Genomic DNA, 15,509 nt, shown 5'->3' on the forward strand with positions numbered 1-15,509 from the left:
AACCCTGGGAATCGGCTGTGCGTCTCCTGCCGGTGCGTCTTCGGACCGCTCAGTGGAACGTGCGCACGCCCTTCAGCATCGCGGCGACGAGCTGGACGGCCTGGTCGCGGGCCTGCGCGGGGTCGGCGGCGTCGGCGATGGTGAGGGCGAGCTCGGTGAGCGCGCCGTACAGGGCGGCGGCCGTGAGGGGCAGCGAGTGGGCGGGGGCGGCGCCGAGGATCGCGGTGAGGCCGTCCTCCAGGAGGGCGCCGAGGTAGCGCTGGTCCAGCTCGCGCCAGCGCTGCCAGCCGAGCGCGATGGGGCCCTGGAGCAGGACGATCTGGCGGTAGCCGGGCTCGGCGCAGATGTCGAGGAACGCCCGGATCCCGGCGATGCCGCGGTGCCACGGGTCGCCGCCCGCGCCGGCCACCGCGGCGGCGATGCGCTGGGCGGCCTCGTCCTCGTACTCCTCGAAGACGGCCTCGAACAGGCCCTGCTTGCCGTTGAAGTGGTGGTACAGGGCTCCGCGGGTGAGTCCGGCGGCGCGGACCAGCTCCTCGGCGGAGACGTCGGCGAAGCCGCGCTCGGTGAAGTGGCGGCGCCCGGTGTCGAGGAGGGCCGTCCGGGTGCTCTCGACGTACTGCTCGCGCCGGCTCTTGACATGCTCCACGCGGCATGTATAACACATACAAGACGTATGTGAGATGCGGTACGTATGGGGAGGCGCCATGGAGGCCGAGGTCGCGATCGTCGGAGCGGGCGCGGCGGGGCTGGTCGCGGCCCGCGACCTGGTCCGGGACGGGCATGACGCCGTCGTCCTGGAGGCCCGCGACCGGGTCGGCGGGCGCCTGCTGAACGGCGAACTCCCCGGCGGCGAGCCGATCGAGGTCGGCGGCCAGTGGGTCGGGCCCGGGCAGGACGAGGTGCTCGCGCTGATCCGCGACCTCGGCCTCACCACCTACCCGACGTACGACCAGGGACGGCACATCGCCGAGTTCGGCGGGCGCCGCAGCGAGTACAAGGGACGCGTTCCGCGCCTCTCCCCGGCCGCGATCCTCGACATCGGCCAGGGCTCCGCACGCCTCGACCGGCTCGCCCGCCGCATCCCGGTGGACGAGCCGTGGGCCGCCGCGCACGCCGCGCGGCTCGACGGCCGCACCTTCGGCACCTGGATCCGGCGGAACCTGCGCACGCGCGCGGGCCGCTCGTTCATGCGGCTGATCACGCAGGCGGTGTTCGCGGCGGAGCCGGACGACATGTCCGCGCTGTGGGCGGCCTTCTACGTCGCGTCCGCCGGCGGCCTCGACCCGCTGATCGAGACGACCGGCGGCGCGCAGCAGGACCGCGTCTCCGGCGGCTCCCAGCGGATCGCGCTCGCCCTGGCCGACGAGCTGGGCGACCGGGTCGTCCTGGACGCGCCCGTCACCGAGATCGCCTGGACGGACGGTTCCGTCCGGCTCCGCGCGCCCCGCGCGGAGGTGCGGGCCCGGCGCGCCGTCATCGCCGTCCCGCCGCCGCTCGCCGCCCGCATCCGGTACGCGCCCGGCCTGCCCGGCGACCGCGACCAGCTCGCCCAGCGCCTGCCGATGGGCCGCGTGATCAAGGTGAACGTCGTGTACGGCGAGCCGTTCTGGCGCGCGGACGGCTTCAGCGGCCAGGCCAACAGCGACCGCCGCGGGTTCGCCGTCGTCTTCGACAACACCCCGGAGAGCGGGTCGCCGGGGGTGCTCGTCGGGTTCCTGGAGGGACGGCACGCCGACGCCGCCGCGCGGCTCGACCCGGCGTCGCGCCGCGAGCGGGTCCTCGCCGACCTCGCCGGGTACTTCGGCCCGCGCGCCCGCGACCCGATCGCGTTCATCGAGCGGGACTGGGCGGAGGAGGAGTACTCGCGCGGCTGCTACGGCGCGTTCGCCACGCCCGGCACCCTGACGCGGTTCGGTCCCGCCCTGCGCAGGCCCGTCGGGCCGCTGCACTGGGCCGGCACCGAGACCGCCACGCGCTGGGCCGGGTACATGGACGGCGCCGTGGAGTCCGGCCACCGCGCCGCCCGCGAGGTCGCCGCCGCCCTCACCTGAGGGATCAGGGCGTGGCGAGGGTTCAGGCCGTTTCGGCGAGGGTCTCCAGGACCTGCTCGCCGTACTTCGCGAGCTTGTTCTCGCCGACGCCGCTCACCTTGCCCAGCTCGGCGAGGGACGACGGCCGCGCCGTCGCGATCTCGCGGAGCGTCGCGTCGTGGAAGATGACGTAGGCGGGGACGCCCTGCTCCTTGGCGGTGGCGGCGCGCCAGGCGCGGAGCCGCTCGAACAGCGGCGCCGCCTCGGCGGGCAGCTCGACGGGCGCCTTGCGGTCCTTCGCGGCCTTCGCCGCCTTCGGCGGGGTCCGTTCGGGTTCGCGGCGCATCGGCACCGTGCGCTCGCCGCGCAGCACGCCCGCGCTCGCCTCGGTCAGGACGAGCGTGCCGTGGTTGCTCTCGACCGCGACGAGGCCCTGCGCCAGCAGCTGCCGGACGACGCCGCGCCACTCCGCCTCGCGCAGCTCCGTGCCGATGCCGAACGACTTCAGCGCGTCGTGGTCGAACTGGATGACCTTGGCGTTCTTCTTGCCGAGCAGGATGTCGATGATGTGGCCGGCGCCGAACTTCTGCCGCCGCTCCCGCTCCAGCCGGACGATCACCGAGAGCACCTTCTGCGCCGGGACGGTCGCGTCCCACGTCTCGGGCGGGGACAGGCACGTGTCGCAGTTGCCGCACGGCTCGCCGGGCTGCCCGAAGTAGTTCAGCAGCTGGACGCGGCGGCACTCGACGGTCTCGCAGAGCGCCAGCATCGCGTCCAGGTGCAGGGACTGGCGGCGGCGGAACGCGGCGTCGCCCTCCCCGGAGTCGATCATCTTGCGGAGGTTGACGACGTCCTGCAGCCCGTAGGCGAGCCAGGCCGTGGACGGCAGCCCGTCGCGCCCGGCGCGCCCCGTCTCCTGGTAGTAGCCCTCGACGGACTTGGGCAGGTCGAGGTGCGCGACGAACCGGACGTCCGGCTTGTCGATGCCCATGCCGAACGCGATCGTCGCGACGATGACGAGGCCGTCCTCGCGCAGGAACCGCGCCTGGTTCGCGGCGCGCGTCCCCGCGTCGAGGCCCGCGTGGTACGGGAGGGCCTCGATGCCGTTCTCGGTGAGGAACGCGGCGTGCTTCTCGACCGAGTTGCGGGACAGGCAGTACACGATGCCCGCGTCGCCCTGGTGCTCGGTCTGCAGCAGCCGGAGCAGCTGCCGCTTCGCGTCGGTCTTCGGCTCGATCCGGTACTGGATGTTCGGGCGGTCGAAGCTCGCGACGAAGTGCCGGGCGTCCTCCAGCCGGAGCCGGGACGCGATCTCGGTGCGGGTCGCCTCCGTCGCGGTCGCGGTCAGCGCGATGCGCGGCACGTCCGGCCAGCGTTCGTGCAGGCCGGACAGCATCAGGTAGTCGGGCCGGAAGTCGTGCCCCCACTGCGACACGCAGTGCGCCTCGTCGATCGCGAACAGCGCGACGTCGCCCCGGTCGAGCAGCTCGACCGCCGCCGGGACGCGCAGCCGCTCCGGCGCGAGGTAGAGCAGGTCGAGCTCGCCCGCGAGGAACTGGGCCTCCACGACGCGGCGCTCGTCGAGGTCCTGCGTGGAGTTGAGGAAGCCGGCGCTGACGCCGAGCGCGCGCAGCGCGTCCACCTGGTCCTGCATGAGCGCGATCAGCGGCGAGATCACGACGCCGGTGCCCTTCCGGACCAGCGACGGGATCTGGTAGCACAGCGACTTGCCGCCGCCGGTCGGCATCAGGACGAGGGCGTCCCCGCCCCCGACGACGTGCTCGATGATCTCCCGCTGCCCGTCCCGGAACGCGTCGTATCCGAACACGCGCCGCAGCGTGTCCAGTGTCTCCGGGGTCTCGAGGAAGTCGGGGGAGGCCATCGGCCCATCCTATGAGCGCCCGCCGACAGCCGTCCCCGGGACGGGTTCACAGGGCGGTGAGCAGGGCGGGCGTCAGCTCGTCGAGGTCCTTCGCGACGTGCGCGGCGAGCGCGAGCGCGTCGTCCGAGGGCGGGTGCGCCTCGCGCGGGACCGCGATCACCGTCATCCCGGCCGCGTGCGCGGAGCGCAGGCCGTTGCTCGAGTCCTCGACCGCGACGCAGTCCCCGGGCGGGACCCCCAGCTGCGCGGCCACGGCGAGGTAGCCGTCCGGCGCGGGCTTGCCGGCGTCGACCTCCTCCGTGGACAGGGTCGCGCGGAACAGCGCGTCCACCCTGAGATGCCCGAGCACCAGGTCGATCAGCGCGGGCGGGGACGAGCTGGCGAGGCCGAGCGGGCGGAACGCGGCGAGCCGGCGGACGGCGTCCTCGGCGCCCGGCAGCAGCGGCGGCCCCGCCGCGTACCGCTGGGACATCTCGTCGATCACCGCGTAGGCGACCTCCTCCGCGGTGACGCCGTCGACGAGGTCGGCCGCGATGTAGCGGGCCCACTCCACGGTGCTCATGCCCATGAGGCGCTGCTGCGTGTCGGGCAGCCACCGCCCGCCGCGGGACGCGACGTAGCCGCGCCGCACCTCCTCCCACACCGGTTCGGAGTCGATCAGCACGCCGTCCAGGTCGAAAACGATGGCCTCCAAGGGCATGGTTCCTCCCGGGAATCGGCACCGCCTACGGCAACGATCATTACCCACCGCGCTCGGTGGGCAACCTCGGGTCGCCAATCGGACTAAAGCCCTCTGACCTGGATTTATCCGACGAATTCGACATGATCGGCTTCCCGTCTGGCATGGTGGTGGGCCTCCGAACCCCCTCCGGAGTCACCGCAGAGGAGATCTGCACATGGCGTTCATCGGACTGCTCCTGCTCGCCGCGGCCGCCGCGGTCGCCGCCGGGATCATCATGGACAACACCGACCCCTCCCACCTCACCGCCTTCGGCCAGGCCATCCCCGGCATCCACAACGAGTGGCAGGTCTTCCTCGCCGGCGCGGCCGTCGCCGTCGTCTTCGTCGTCGGCACGATGCTCACCTTCGCCGGCGCCGGCCGCCTCCTGCGCGCCCGCCGCGACCTGCGCTACCTGCGCGAGGAGCACGAGGAGTCGCTGACCACCCTCGAGATGGAGAAGCGCCGGCTCCAGCGCGAACTCGCCCGCGCCCGGCAGAACGGCGGCCCCGCGCCGTCGGCGCCCGCTGCCGCGGGTACGCCGCCGCTGTCGCGCCAGGGCGCCGCCGCGCCGTCCGCCCCCGCCCCCGCCGCGCCCGCCCCCTCGCCTGCCGCGTCCGCGCCGCGCGCCCCCCGTGGCGGACCCCGCTCCCAGGTCTCCGCCCGCTCCCCGTTCTTCGACCGGGCCGACTGACGCCCGTCCGCCGGGCCGACCCCGGTCGTTCCGGATGATGAGCCGCACCGGTGGCGAATCGCCGCGCAGAGGGATGAATTTCGCGACCTTCCCCTACGATCCTCGTGGTGTGCGCATCCTCATCAAGGTCGTCATCACCGCGATCGCCCTCTGGGCCGCCACCGCGCTGATCGACGGCATCACGCTCACCGGCCGGGACACCGCCCACCGCGCGCTGACACTGCTCTGCGTCGCGGTCATCTTCGGCCTGGTCAACGCCGTCATCAAGCCGATCGTGAAGACGCTCGGCTGTGCCTTCTACATCCTCACCCTCGGCCTCATCGGCCTCGTCGTGAACGGCCTGCTGCTCTGGCTGACCAGCGCCGTCGCCGGCCGCCTCGACCTGCCGTTCCACGTCAGCGGGTTCTGGCCCGCCTTCTGGGGCGCGATCGTCGTCGGCGTCGTCGGCTGGCTCCTGCACGTCCTCGTCCCCGGCGACGACGATGACGACGACCGGGACTGACTAGCCTCCGTCCTCCACCAGCCGGGGTGCGGCGACCGCGCAGCGCGCGAACGTCCCGTGCCCCGGCTGCTCGTCGCCGGGTGGGCCCACGAGGATCCAGCGGGCCGCCCTGACGGCGCCGACCAGGAAGTCCGCGTCGTCGAGCACGCCCACCGCGACCAGCGCGCCGAACCGCTCGCCCGGCACCGCCGCCCCCACGCCCACCGGTGTCCCGACCACCAGGTCCGCGGCGGGCAGCAGCGCGGCGCCGTCCGCCTCGCCGCCCCCCAGGAGCCCGCCCAGCTCCTCGATCCGGGCCATCGCCGCCCGCCGGTGCTCCCCGAACACCTCGGGATCGTCCGCCGGGTCCGCCCCGAACACCTCCCGGACCTTCTCCCGCGACCGCGCCTCCGTCTCCGTCGCCGCCTGCACGTCGGCCTCGGCGGCGGCCGTCTCCGCCTGGCCCTCCGCGCCGCGCCGGTCGAGCTCCGCCCGGCCCTCCGCGGCGCGCGCCACCGCCGCCTCCGTGTCCGCGCGCGCCCGTTCCATCGCCGCGAGAGCCTCCTCCCGGCCCGTCCGCGCGGCCTCCACCCGCTCCTCGATCGCCCGCGCCGCCTGCTGCGCGGCCCGCGCCTCCAGGCCCGCCTGCGTCGCCCGGTCCACCGCCTCCGCCGCGCGCCGCGCCTGCTCCTGGTGCTCCGCGCCCGCCGTCTCCCGCTCCGTCGCCAGCCACGCCAGCTCCGTCGTCAGCCGCTCCTGCGCCTCCCGCGCCGTCGCCAGCCGCGGCCCGCTCTCCGCCACGAACGTCGCGAGGCCCTGCCGGTGCGCCTCCGCCCGCTCCGCAGCGTCCTTCGCCTCCTGCGCGCGCTTGGCCGCCTCGTCGGCCTCCCGTGCCCGCGCCCGTACCTCCGCCCGGACGCTCCGCAGGTTCGACGGCGGCGCCGCCACATGCAGCCGCTGCGTCAGCGTCATCTTCCGCCGCACCGCCGCCAGCGCCGACTCCGCCGACACCAGCCGGTAGTAGGCCGCGTGCCCCTCCGCCGACGCGTCGGCGTCCACGGCGGCCAGCCTGTCCGCCTCCTCCATCGCCGCCGGCAGCGCCGCCTGCGCGCGCGCCAGCTCATCCTTCAGCGACGCCTCCACCTGCTGTGCGTCCCGCAACTCGTTCTGCGCCTCATGGGCCCGCTGTTCCAGCTGCATGCACCGCGCGAACGCCTCGTCCGCCACCCGCGTCAGCTCGCTCGCCTCGACGCCCGCCGCGTCCGCGATCGCCTGCAACCGCTCCGCCTCCGCGCGCGGGCCGGCCAGTTCCTCCTCCGCCTCCCGCTGGACCACGACCAGCCGTTCCGCCTCGGCCTCCGCCTCGGCGGCCCGCTCCTCCGCGCTCTGCGCCCCGTCCCGCGCCTCCTCGATCGCGCTGGCCAGGCGCGCCAGCTCCGCGTCCAGCGCCTCCTTCCGCGCGGCCGCGTCCGCCCGCACCGCCGCCAGCGCCTCCACGTCCCGGGGCCACTGCTCCAGCAGCATCAACCCGCGCCGCAGCGCGCCCGCCTCGGCCCGCCACGCCCGCGGCCACCCCTCGCCGGCGGCCCGCAACGCGGCCCCCACCGCCCCCGCCTCCGCGGCCTCCGACGCGCCCTCCATGCGCTCATAGACCTCATCGGCCTGCCCGGACAGCGCCGAGCCGTCCTCCGCCGGTGCCGCACCCTCCGAGTGCGCGCCGGTCTCCCAGACCACATCTTCGGGCGCATCGCTCAGCGTCGCCTCTGCGGCTCCTCCTCCGGTCGGGACGTCAGGACGCGCCCCGGCCTCGCCGTGCTGGGCTTCCGCCGGCGCCGCGCCAGGGCTCCCCTCCTCGGCCGCCTGGACGGGGAGGGCCAGGGTCTCCGTGGAGTCCGGGGCACTCGCACCACCGGACGGGACTCCAGCGTCGTCGCCCGGTCGTCCGGGCAGCGCATGGGCCGCCGTCGCCTCCGCCGAGATCGGGACGTCCGCGCTCGCGCCGGGTTCGGGACGTTCGGGCACTGCGGGCTGCTCGCCGTCCGCCAAGGGGCCGGGAAGCGCCTCCGCGCGCGTCGCGTCCGCGCTGGACTGGAGGTCGTCTTCTGCGAGGGCGGGCAGCGGTTCGGCTCGCGTCGCGTCCGCGGCGCCCGCCTCGGGCATGCCGTCAGCGAGCGCGCCGGGGAGGGGCTCAGCGCGCGTCACTCCCGCGCCGGGGTCGGGGAGGCCGGTCACCGGCTTGAACTCGACGGTCCCGTGGGAGCCGAAGTCGTCTCGGACCGGCGCCGCGGTGGCCTCCTCCTGCGGCTGGACGGCCTCGGGGGCGGTGGGCTCCGCTGGGACGGTGGGCTCCGCTGAGGTGGCGGCGGGCGGTTCGTCGGGGAGCGTCGGAAGCTTGAGGGTCTCGTCGGACCCGGCGGGCCGGACGGGAGCCGGAGCGGGCGGCGCGGACGGGGGCACGGACGGCGGCACGGACGGCGCGGGCGGCACGGACGGCGGCGCGGACGGCGGCGCGGGCGGCCGGGGCGGCTGGGTCTCGATGAGGAGGGTGAGGATCTCCGGGGCCTCCTGGACGGCGTCGAGGAGCTCGGCGGCCTTCTCGGGGGTGGGGGCGAGCAGCAGGGTGCGCTCGCCGGCGGCCTTGAGGTCCGCGATGAGGGCCCGGACGCTCTCCGCCTCGTCCCCCGTCCGGACGAGGCGTACCGCACCGGTCTCTTCAAGGGCGCCCGGCTCTTCGAGGGTGCCGGGGGCGACGAGGAGGCGGGCAAGGGTCTCCCAGTCGCCGGCGACGCGTCCGCCCCGGAGGGCCCGGAGCGCGTCGAGCTGGGCCGTCCAGCCGAGCGCGTCGTCCTCGAGCCCTGACTGGAGATGCTCGTACTTCTCCGCCAGTGGCGCGTAGACGTTCTCGACGAGTTCGGGACCGCCCCAGGAGACCTCCTCCACGCCGAGGGCCGGCGTCTCCTCCGCCGGGGCCTCGGTCAGCGGCAGCGTCTCCAGGTCTGGACGGGCGTCGAGCTCGGGCTCCGGCGCGCCGTCCGGCTCGTTGGGTTCCGTTGAGTGGTTCACCTACGCCATCCCGTCCCAGATCGACCCGGGGCCGTATGTGTCCCCTTTTGCCCGCGTCTAACGTCTCACATGGAAACGATCACCCGTGGCCCGCGCGGAGGCGCGTGATGATCTTCACCGGTCAGTGCGGGTTGGTGGCGAGGAGCTCGGCCAGGAGGTCGTCGAGGGTGACGATCCCGGCGAACCCGCCCCGGTCGCCGTTGACGACGGCGAGCTGCGCGCGGGCGCGGCGCATCCGGCTGACGGCGTCGAGGACGGTGGTCTCCGCGGTGAGGGCCGGCGCCGGGTAGGCGAGCTCGCCGGCGGGCCGGTCGCCGTCCGGTTCGGTGATGGCGGCGCGGACGTGCACGATGCCGGTCGCGGTGCCGTCCGGGCCGCGGACGAGGAGGCGGCTGTGGCCGCTCGCGGTCGCGGTGCGGCGGATGTCGGCGGCGGACGCGCCCGCGTCGATCGTGGTCACCGACGAGGCGGGGATGACCAGGTGCCGGACGGTGGCCTCGCGCGCGGAGATCGCGCGGCGGAGCAGCTCGTGGTCGTGGCGCCCGATGAGGCCGAGGCGGCGGGACTCGCCGACCAGGTGGCTGAGCCGGGCCGGGTCGGTGTGGCTGTCCAGCTCGTCGCGGGGCGTGACCCGGACGAGCCGCAGGAGCCCGTTGGTCGTGGCGTTCAGCGCGGCGAGGATCGGCCGGGACACCTTCGCGAACCCGCGGAACGGCAGCGCGAGCAGGACCGCGGAGCGCTCCGGGTTCACGATGGCCCAGGACTTCGGCGCCATCTCGCCGACGACCATGTGCAGGAAGGTGATGACGCCGAGGGCGCAGGCGAGGGCGGCGGCCTTGGCGCCGGCCTCGGGGACGCCGATGGCGTGCAGGGGCGGTTCGAGGAGGTGCTCGAACGCGGGCTCGGTGACGATCGCGAGCCCCAGCGAGCACATCGTGATGCCGAACTGCGCGCCGGCGAGCATCAGCGACAGCTCGCGGACGCCCGCGACGGCCGCCGCGGCGGGGCGGCTGCCCTTGCCGGCGGCGCGTTCGAGCTGGGACCGGTTGGCGGCGACGAGCGCGAACTCCGACGCGACGAAGAAGCCGTTCCCGATCAGCAGCAGGACGGTGACGAGCAGGGAGGTCAGCGGGTCCATGACACCTCCTCGGCGTCCGGGGACGGCGCGGCGGCGCACGGCGGGTCGGAGATCTCCGGCCGGCCGGACGGCGCCGGGGCCGCGGCGGTGCGGATCCGGATCTTCTCGGCGACGCGGCGGGCCACGCTGACGACCTCCAGCTCGGCGTGCCCGGACGCGCCGTCCAGGGCGACGGTGAGGCGGTCGCCGGGGCAGGGGAGGCGGCGCAGCTCGGCCATGACGAGGCCGCCGAGGGTGTCGTAGGCGTCGCCCTCGGGCAGGTCGAGGCCGGTGAGGCGGCCGACCTCGTCGATGCGCATGCCGGCGTCGACCAGCCAGGACCCGTCGGGGCCGCTGGTCGGGGCGTCCTCGCGGGCGTCGGTCTCGTCGGCGATCTCGCCGACGAGCTCCTCGGCGACGTCCTCGAAGGTGAGGATGCCGGCGAGGCCGCCGTACTCGTCGACGACGCAGGCGAACTCCTCGCCGGACTCGCGCATCCGCTCGATGACGCCGTACAGCGGCTGGCTGCCGGGGACGAGCAGCGCGGGCCGGGCGATCCTCCCGACCGGGGTGGACGGGTCGAGGGCGTCGTCGGCGACCTCGCGGACCCCGGCGACGCCGATGACGTCGTCGACCTCGCCGTCGTACACGGGGTAGGCGCTGTGCCCGGTCTCGCGGATCAGCGCGACGAGGTCGGCGGCGGGCGCGGTGGAGGGCAGCGTGCTGACCTGCGGGCGCGGGACCATGACCTCGTCGGCGGTGAGGTCGCCGAACGACAGGGCGCGGTCGAGGAGGCCGGACAGGTCCGCGGGCAGGTGGCCGGAGCTCTGCGACTTGCCGATGATGTCGCCGAGCTCCTCGAGGGTGGCGCCGCTGTGGAGCTCGTCGACGGGTTCGACGCCGACGAGGCGCAGCAGCCGCTCGGCGGCGCGGTCGAACAGCCGGATCAGCGGGCCCGCGACGGTCAGGTAGACGAGCGTGGACCCGGCCAGCGCGCGCGCCAGCGACTCGGCACGGGCCAGGGCGAGGTTCTTGGGGAACAGCTCGCCCAGCAGCATCTGGATCAGCGTGGCCAGCACGAACCCGGCGGCCAGCGCGATCGCGCCGGTGGCGCCCTCGGGCACGCCCGCGGCGTCCAGCAGCGGCCGGATCAGCTCGGCCAGGGCGGGCTTGGCGATGAACCCGACGACCAGCGTGGTCATCGTGATGCCGAGCTGCGCGCCCGACAGCATGAACGACAGCCGGCCGATGACCTTCACGGCCCGCCGGGCGGACGCGTCGCCGCGCGCGGCGGCCTGCTCGAGGGACGCGCGGTCGGCGGCGACGTAGGCGAATTCCTGGGCGACGAAGTATCCGGTGGCTGCGGTGAGAACGATCACCGCGAGCAGTCCCAGCGCCGCGCTCAGCATGGGGCACCGGGTCTATGACTGGGGTCCGACACCGCGGACTCACCACTCCTTTCATCTGGGCCTACCTGCGTAACGCCGCCTCGGGCGGCGAGGTTCCCGGCGCACCAGGGTAAGGTCCCGCGCCGATCGTCCCACCGGCGCGGTGGCCTGTCCCGCGGGGACAGGCGCTTGTGTCGCCAAGTGTCACGGATCACACTTGTTGGAGAGAGCGTGCCCGATACTTGAGCGGTCCTTTGCTCCCAGGCCGCCGGAACGAGGGTGCGCACGGGGACCGAGAGAACCGAACGCGGGGCTGAGGTGGACGAGAGCGGGGCCGGGGCCGCCGCGCCCATGAGCCGGGAGGGGGTCGACCATGCCCTCAGGACGCTCGGCGCGGAGCGGGAGCGGATCGCGGCGTCCCTGCTGGAGCTCGACGGCCACACCGGCGTCCGGCTGCTGAAGGGCGCCCGGCTCACCGGGGAGACGTGGCGGCGCTGGGAGAAGGTGGGAGCCAGGCTGACGCTGCTGTGGCAGGTCTTCGACGCCTACCAGCGGGTGCTGGACGCGGCGTGCGCGCTGCGCGGCCGGTCGCCGCGCCCGGACGTGCCGACGCTCGTGGAGCTCACCGGGATGCTGTCGGGGCGGTCGGTGGAACTGCCGGACGGTGAGATCCCCCTCGAAGACCGGACGCTGCTCGGCCCGCAGGAGAAGCGCGCGACGCTGGACGAGGCGGTCGGGATGATGTCCGACGCGTTCGCCTTCGTGGCGAAGGAGGTCGCGGCGGCGGACGCGGCGTGGTCGGCGCTGCTGAAGCCGCTGGAGGAGGCGGAGGAGAGCTGGCAGCGGACGGCGCGGCTGGCGCACTCCCTCGACGGCACCCGGCATCCGGAGCTGGACCGGCTGGGCCGCGAGCTGACGGCGCTCGGCCGGCTGGTCCGCACCGATCCGCTGTCGCTGTGCCCCGGCGGCCGTCCCGATACCGTGCGGCTGGACCGGGTCCGCGCGTCGCTGCGGTCGATCGGCGACGAGCTGGCGGGGGTGGCGCGGCTCCGCGACGAGTACGCCGAGCTGGTCGCGGGCCTCGGCGAGGCGATCGAGCGGGTCGAGGACACCGAGCGGCGGGCCCGCGAGGCGCACGCGACGGTGCTGCTGAAGATCCACGCGCCGAACGTGCCGGCGCCGTCGCGGGGGCTCGGGGAAGGGCTGCGGGACCGGCTCGCCGCCCTGGAGCGGCTGCGGGAGGCGGGCCGCTGGGTGGAGATGGCGGGCCGGGTCGCGGCGCTGGAGAGCGCGGCGGCGCAGGCGCTGGAACGGGCGCGCGACGATCTGCGTCTCAGCGAGGGGCTCCTCGACCGGCGGGGCGAGCTGCGCGGGCGCCTGGAGGCGTACCGGGCGAAGGCGGCGCGGCTCGGCCTCGCCGAGGACGAGGCGCTCACGGCACTGCACGGGCGGGCCCGGGACGTGCTGTGGTCGGCGCCGTGCGACCTGCGCCGTGCGACCGCGCTGCTGGCCGAGTACCAGCGCGCGATCAGGGCGCGCGAGAACGACGGGACGGGGACCAGATGACCCGATGCACCCAGCCCGGCTGCACCGGCGAGGTCGGCGAGGACGGCTTCTGCGACGTGTGCGGGATGGCGCCCCTCGCGGAGCCGCCGCCCGCGGACCCGGGCGGCTCCGTGCCGGTGACCGGCCCGCCGTCCGCGCCGCCTGGGCCGGTGACCGGGCCATCGTCCGCGCCGCCGTCCGGGCCGGTGACCGGGGCGCCCGGCGGGCTCCCGGCCGGGCCGCCTTCCGGCAGGTCCGGGCCGGTCGTGCCGGTGGCGGCGGTCGCGCCGGCTCCGGTGACGGTGGTGAACGCGCCGGCGACGTCGGTCGAGCGGCCCGCGCCCCGGCCGGCCGGCGCTCCGGCGCCCGGGACGGGACCGTCCGGCCCGTCCGTTCCCTCGGGGACCCCCGGGTCGAGCGGGCCGGGCGGATCGGGCGGGCCGGGCGGGTCGCGCAGCGAGCCGACCGGCGGGTCCGGGAGTTCGGGCCGCACCGCGTCCCGCGGCGGGACGCGCGGGACGGGCTCCAGCGGGTCCGCGCGGCGCGGGATGCTCGGCGCCGGGCTGGTCGAGGTGCCGCCGGTCCCGTTCCGCGACCCCGCGTCCGCGATCATGGAGAACCCGGAGGTCCCGGAGAACCGGCGGTACTGCAGCCGGTGCGGCGAGAAGGTCGGCCGCGGCCGGGACGGGCGGCCGGGCCGCACCGAGGGGTTCTGCGCGACCTGCGGGCACCGGTTCTCCTTCACCCCGAAGCTGAAGCCGGGCGAGCTGCTCGGCGGCCAGTACGAGGTGCTGGGCTGCCTCGCGCACGGCGGGCTCGGCTGGGTGTACCTGGCGCGCGACCACAACGTCAGCGAGCGGTGGGTGGTGCTGAAGGGCCTGCTGGACACCGGCGACGCCGACTCCCTCGCCGCCGCGGCGGCCGAGCGGGCGTTCCTCGCCGAGGTCGAGCACCCCAACATCGTCAAGATCTACAACTTCGTGCGGCACGGCGACTCCGGCTACATCGTGATGGAGTACGTCGGCGGGCGCTCGCTCAAGGAGATCCTGCTCGCGCGCCGCGAGGAGGAGGGCGACCAGGCGGCGCTGCCGCTCGGGCAGGTGCTGGCCTACGGCCTGGAGGTGCTGAGCGCGCTCGGCTACCTGCACGGTGTCGGGCTGCTGTACTGCGACTTCAAGCCGGACAACGCGATCCAGTCCGAGGAGCAGCTGAAGCTGATCGACCTCGGCGGCGTGCGGCGCGCGTTCGACGTGGACAGCCCCATCTTCGGCACCCCCGGCTACCAGGCGCCGGAGATCGGCTCGTCGGGCCCGTCGATCGTGTCGGACCTGTACACGGTCGGCCGGACCCTCGCCGTGCTGAGCTTCCCGTTCCGCGGCTACACGCGGCGGCATCTGCGCAGCCTGCCGCCGCGCGAGGAGGTGCCGCTGTTCCAGCGGCACGAGTCGTACCACCGGCTGCTGCGCCGGGCGACGCATCCCGATCCGGCGCGCCGGTTCCAGAGCGCGGCGGAGATGGCCGAGCAGCTGACCGGGGTGCTGCGCGAGGTGCTGTCGGCGGAGGACGGGAAGGCCCGCCCGGCGCCGTCGCCGCTGTTCGGCCCCGAGCAGCACACCGCCGGGACCGACATCATCGACCCCGATCCGGCGCGCGACGGCGCGACGCCGGTGCTGGCGCCGCTGGAGCCGGGCGCGGCGGCGATCGCGCTGCCCGTCCCGCTCGTGCACGGCTCGGACCCGGCCGCCGCGTTCCTCGCCGGGCTGACCGCCCGCGACCCGGGCGACCTCGCGGCGGCGCTGGCGGCCGCGCCGGTGGCGTCGCGGGAGGTGCGGTTCGCGCTGGTCCGGGTCCGGATCGAGCTGGGCGACCTGGACGTCGCCGCGCGGCTGCTGGGGGAGCTGGAGGCCGAGCAGCCCGACGACTGGCGGGTCGACTGGTACCGGGGCGCCCGAGCGCTGGCGGACGGCCGCGCCGCCGACGCCGCCGCCGTGTTCTCCGACCTGTACGACCTGATGCCGGGCGAGCAGGCGCCGAAGCTCGCGCTCGGCTTCTGCAAGGAGCTGCTGGGCGAGCACGTGGCCGCCGGGCGCTTCTACGCGACGGTCTGGCGCACCGACCCGACGCACGTCAGCGCCGCGTTCGGGCTGGCCCGCGCGTACCTGGCGGGCGGCGACCGGGGCAGCGCGGGACGCGTGCTGGACTCGGTGCCGCGCATCTCCAGCCACTACCTGGCCGCGCAGCTCGGCGCGATCGGCGCGGCGGTGCGGGGGCGTCCGGCCGGGGAGCTGAACGCGGCGGCGCTGGTGGACGCGGGGCGGCGGCTGCGGTCGCTCCGGCTGGACACCGAGCGGTACTCGGCGTTCGTGGCGGAGGTGCTGGAGGCCGCGCTCGGCTGGCTGCGCGCCGACCGGACCCCGGCGCAGCTGCGACCGGAAAAGGACATCCTCGGCATCCCGCTGGAAGAGCCTCGACTGCGGGCGAAGCTGGAGGAGACTTACCGGGTGCTCGCCAAGCTCGCGGACGGCCCGGGACACCGCCACGCGATGGTGAAGCGCGCCAACGCCGTCCGCCCGAGGACGCTGTTCTGA

Annotated in this window: 12 protein-coding genes; 5 read left to right on the forward strand and 7 right to left on the reverse strand. The window is 75.4% G+C overall.

Translation table 11 applies throughout. The features are described 5' to 3' along the window. Nucleotides 1–49: 49 nt before the first annotated feature. Nucleotides 50–649 carry a TetR/AcrR family transcriptional regulator gene (locus J4557_RS40035; RefSeq protein WP_208272041.1) on the reverse strand — a complete coding sequence of 200 codons (600 nt, stop codon included), beginning with the start codon at nucleotides 647–649 and terminating at the stop codon, nucleotides 50–52. 58 nt (nucleotides 650–707) lie between these two features. On the opposite strand from J4557_RS40035, the gene J4557_RS40040 reads away from it, so the two are divergent. Further along, nucleotides 708–2,054, forward strand: a complete 1,347-nt coding sequence (locus tag J4557_RS40040; protein ID WP_208272042.1) for a flavin monoamine oxidase family protein — start codon at nucleotides 708–710, stop codon at nucleotides 2,052–2,054. Nucleotides 2,055–2,076: 22 nt separating this feature from the next. Here the strand turns inward: J4557_RS40040 and recQ are convergent, their stop codons facing one another. Both recQ and J4557_RS40050 read right to left on the reverse strand, forming a co-directional pair. Beyond that, nucleotides 2,077–3,915: a DNA helicase RecQ gene (gene recQ / locus J4557_RS40045; protein WP_208272043.1), complete on the reverse strand. Its 1,839-nt coding sequence runs from the start codon at nucleotides 3,913–3,915 to the stop codon at nucleotides 2,077–2,079. A 46-nt stretch (nucleotides 3,916–3,961) separates the two neighbouring features. Continuing rightward, nucleotides 3,962–4,615, reverse strand: a complete 654-nt coding sequence (locus J4557_RS40050; protein ID WP_208272044.1) for an HAD family hydrolase — start codon at nucleotides 4,613–4,615, stop codon at nucleotides 3,962–3,964. A 196-nt stretch (nucleotides 4,616–4,811) separates the two neighbouring features. On the opposite strand from J4557_RS40050, the gene J4557_RS40055 reads away from it, so the two are divergent. Both J4557_RS40055 and J4557_RS40060 read left to right on the forward strand, forming a co-directional pair. Beyond that, nucleotides 4,812–5,327 carry a hypothetical protein gene (locus tag J4557_RS40055; protein ID WP_208272045.1) on the forward strand — a complete coding sequence of 172 codons (516 nt, stop codon included), beginning with the start codon at nucleotides 4,812–4,814 and terminating at the stop codon, nucleotides 5,325–5,327. Nucleotides 5,328–5,436: 109 nt separating this feature from the next. Continuing rightward, the gene (locus tag J4557_RS40060) at nucleotides 5,437–5,829 is read left to right on the forward strand and encodes a phage holin family protein (protein WP_307800485.1); all 393 of its coding nucleotides are present in this window, start codon (nucleotides 5,437–5,439) and stop codon (nucleotides 5,827–5,829) included. On the opposite strand, the gene J4557_RS51260 is transcribed toward J4557_RS40060, so the two are convergent. The 3 genes from J4557_RS51260 to J4557_RS40075 all read right to left on the reverse strand — a co-directional run bounded on the left by J4557_RS51260 (nucleotide 5,830) and on the right by J4557_RS40075 (nucleotide 11,397). Continuing rightward, complete coding sequence (locus tag J4557_RS51260) at nucleotides 5,830–8,871, reverse strand: hypothetical protein (protein ID WP_208272047.1); 3,042 nt, start codon at nucleotides 8,869–8,871, stop codon at nucleotides 5,830–5,832. 121 nt (nucleotides 8,872–8,992) lie between these two features. Next, the gene (locus tag J4557_RS40070) at nucleotides 8,993–10,009 is read right to left on the reverse strand and encodes a hemolysin family protein (protein WP_208272048.1); all 1,017 of its coding nucleotides are present in this window, start codon (nucleotides 10,007–10,009) and stop codon (nucleotides 8,993–8,995) included. Further along, nucleotides 9,997–11,397, reverse strand: a complete 1,401-nt coding sequence (locus J4557_RS40075) for a hemolysin family protein (protein WP_208272049.1) — start codon at nucleotides 11,395–11,397, stop codon at nucleotides 9,997–9,999. Before J4557_RS40075 ends, J4557_RS40070 begins: the two co-directional genes overlap by 13 nt. Before the next feature lie 297 nt (nucleotides 11,398–11,694). Between J4557_RS40075 and J4557_RS40080 the strand changes: the two genes are divergently transcribed. After that, a complete protein-coding gene (locus J4557_RS40080) occupies nucleotides 11,695–12,942 on the forward strand; it encodes a hypothetical protein (protein ID WP_307800486.1) in 1,248 nt (415 codons plus the stop codon). Here J4557_RS40080 and J4557_RS50245 read toward each other — a convergent pair. Further along, complete coding sequence (locus tag J4557_RS50245; protein ID WP_243777136.1) at nucleotides 12,905–13,534, reverse strand: hypothetical protein; 630 nt, start codon at nucleotides 13,532–13,534, stop codon at nucleotides 12,905–12,907. The two genes, J4557_RS40080 and J4557_RS50245, sit on opposite strands and share 38 nt — an antisense overlap. On the opposite strand from J4557_RS50245, the gene J4557_RS40085 reads away from it, so the two are divergent. Further along, nucleotides 13,470–15,509, forward strand: coding sequence for a serine/threonine-protein kinase (locus tag J4557_RS40085; RefSeq protein WP_243777123.1), 2,040 nt, complete (start codon nucleotides 13,470–13,472; stop codon nucleotides 15,507–15,509). The two genes, J4557_RS50245 and J4557_RS40085, sit on opposite strands and share 65 nt — an antisense overlap.

This window comes from Actinomadura nitritigenes (assembly GCF_017573545.1).
Lineage (GTDB): Bacteria > Actinomycetota > Actinomycetes > Streptosporangiales > Streptosporangiaceae > Spirillospora > Spirillospora nitritigenes.

What these genes read in the sequence shown, in the direction of transcription:
- J4557_RS40070 (WP_208272048.1), bottom strand. Translation starts at nt 10,009, where the DNA reads ATGGACCCGCTGACCTCCCTGCTCGTCACCGTCCTGCTGCTGATCGGG.
- recQ (WP_208272043.1), bottom strand. Translation starts at nt 3,915, where the DNA reads ATGGCCTCCCCCGACTTCCTCGAGACCCCGGAGACACTGGACACGCTG.
- J4557_RS40075 (WP_208272049.1), bottom strand. Translation starts at nt 11,397, where the DNA reads ATGCTGAGCGCGGCGCTGGGACTGCTCGCGGTGATCGTTCTCACCGCA.
- J4557_RS40040 (WP_208272042.1), top strand. Translation starts at nt 708, where the DNA reads ATGGAGGCCGAGGTCGCGATCGTCGGAGCGGGCGCGGCGGGGCTGGTC.
- J4557_RS40085 (WP_243777123.1), top strand. Translation starts at nt 13,470, where the DNA reads ATGCTCGGCGCCGGGCTGGTCGAGGTGCCGCCGGTCCCGTTCCGCGAC.
- J4557_RS50245 (WP_243777136.1), bottom strand. Translation starts at nt 13,534, where the DNA reads ATGATCGCGGACGCGGGGTCGCGGAACGGGACCGGCGGCACCTCGACC.
- J4557_RS40055 (WP_208272045.1), top strand. Translation starts at nt 4,812, where the DNA reads ATGGCGTTCATCGGACTGCTCCTGCTCGCCGCGGCCGCCGCGGTCGCC.
- J4557_RS40050 (WP_208272044.1), bottom strand. Translation starts at nt 4,615, where the DNA reads ATGCCCTTGGAGGCCATCGTTTTCGACCTGGACGGCGTGCTGATCGAC.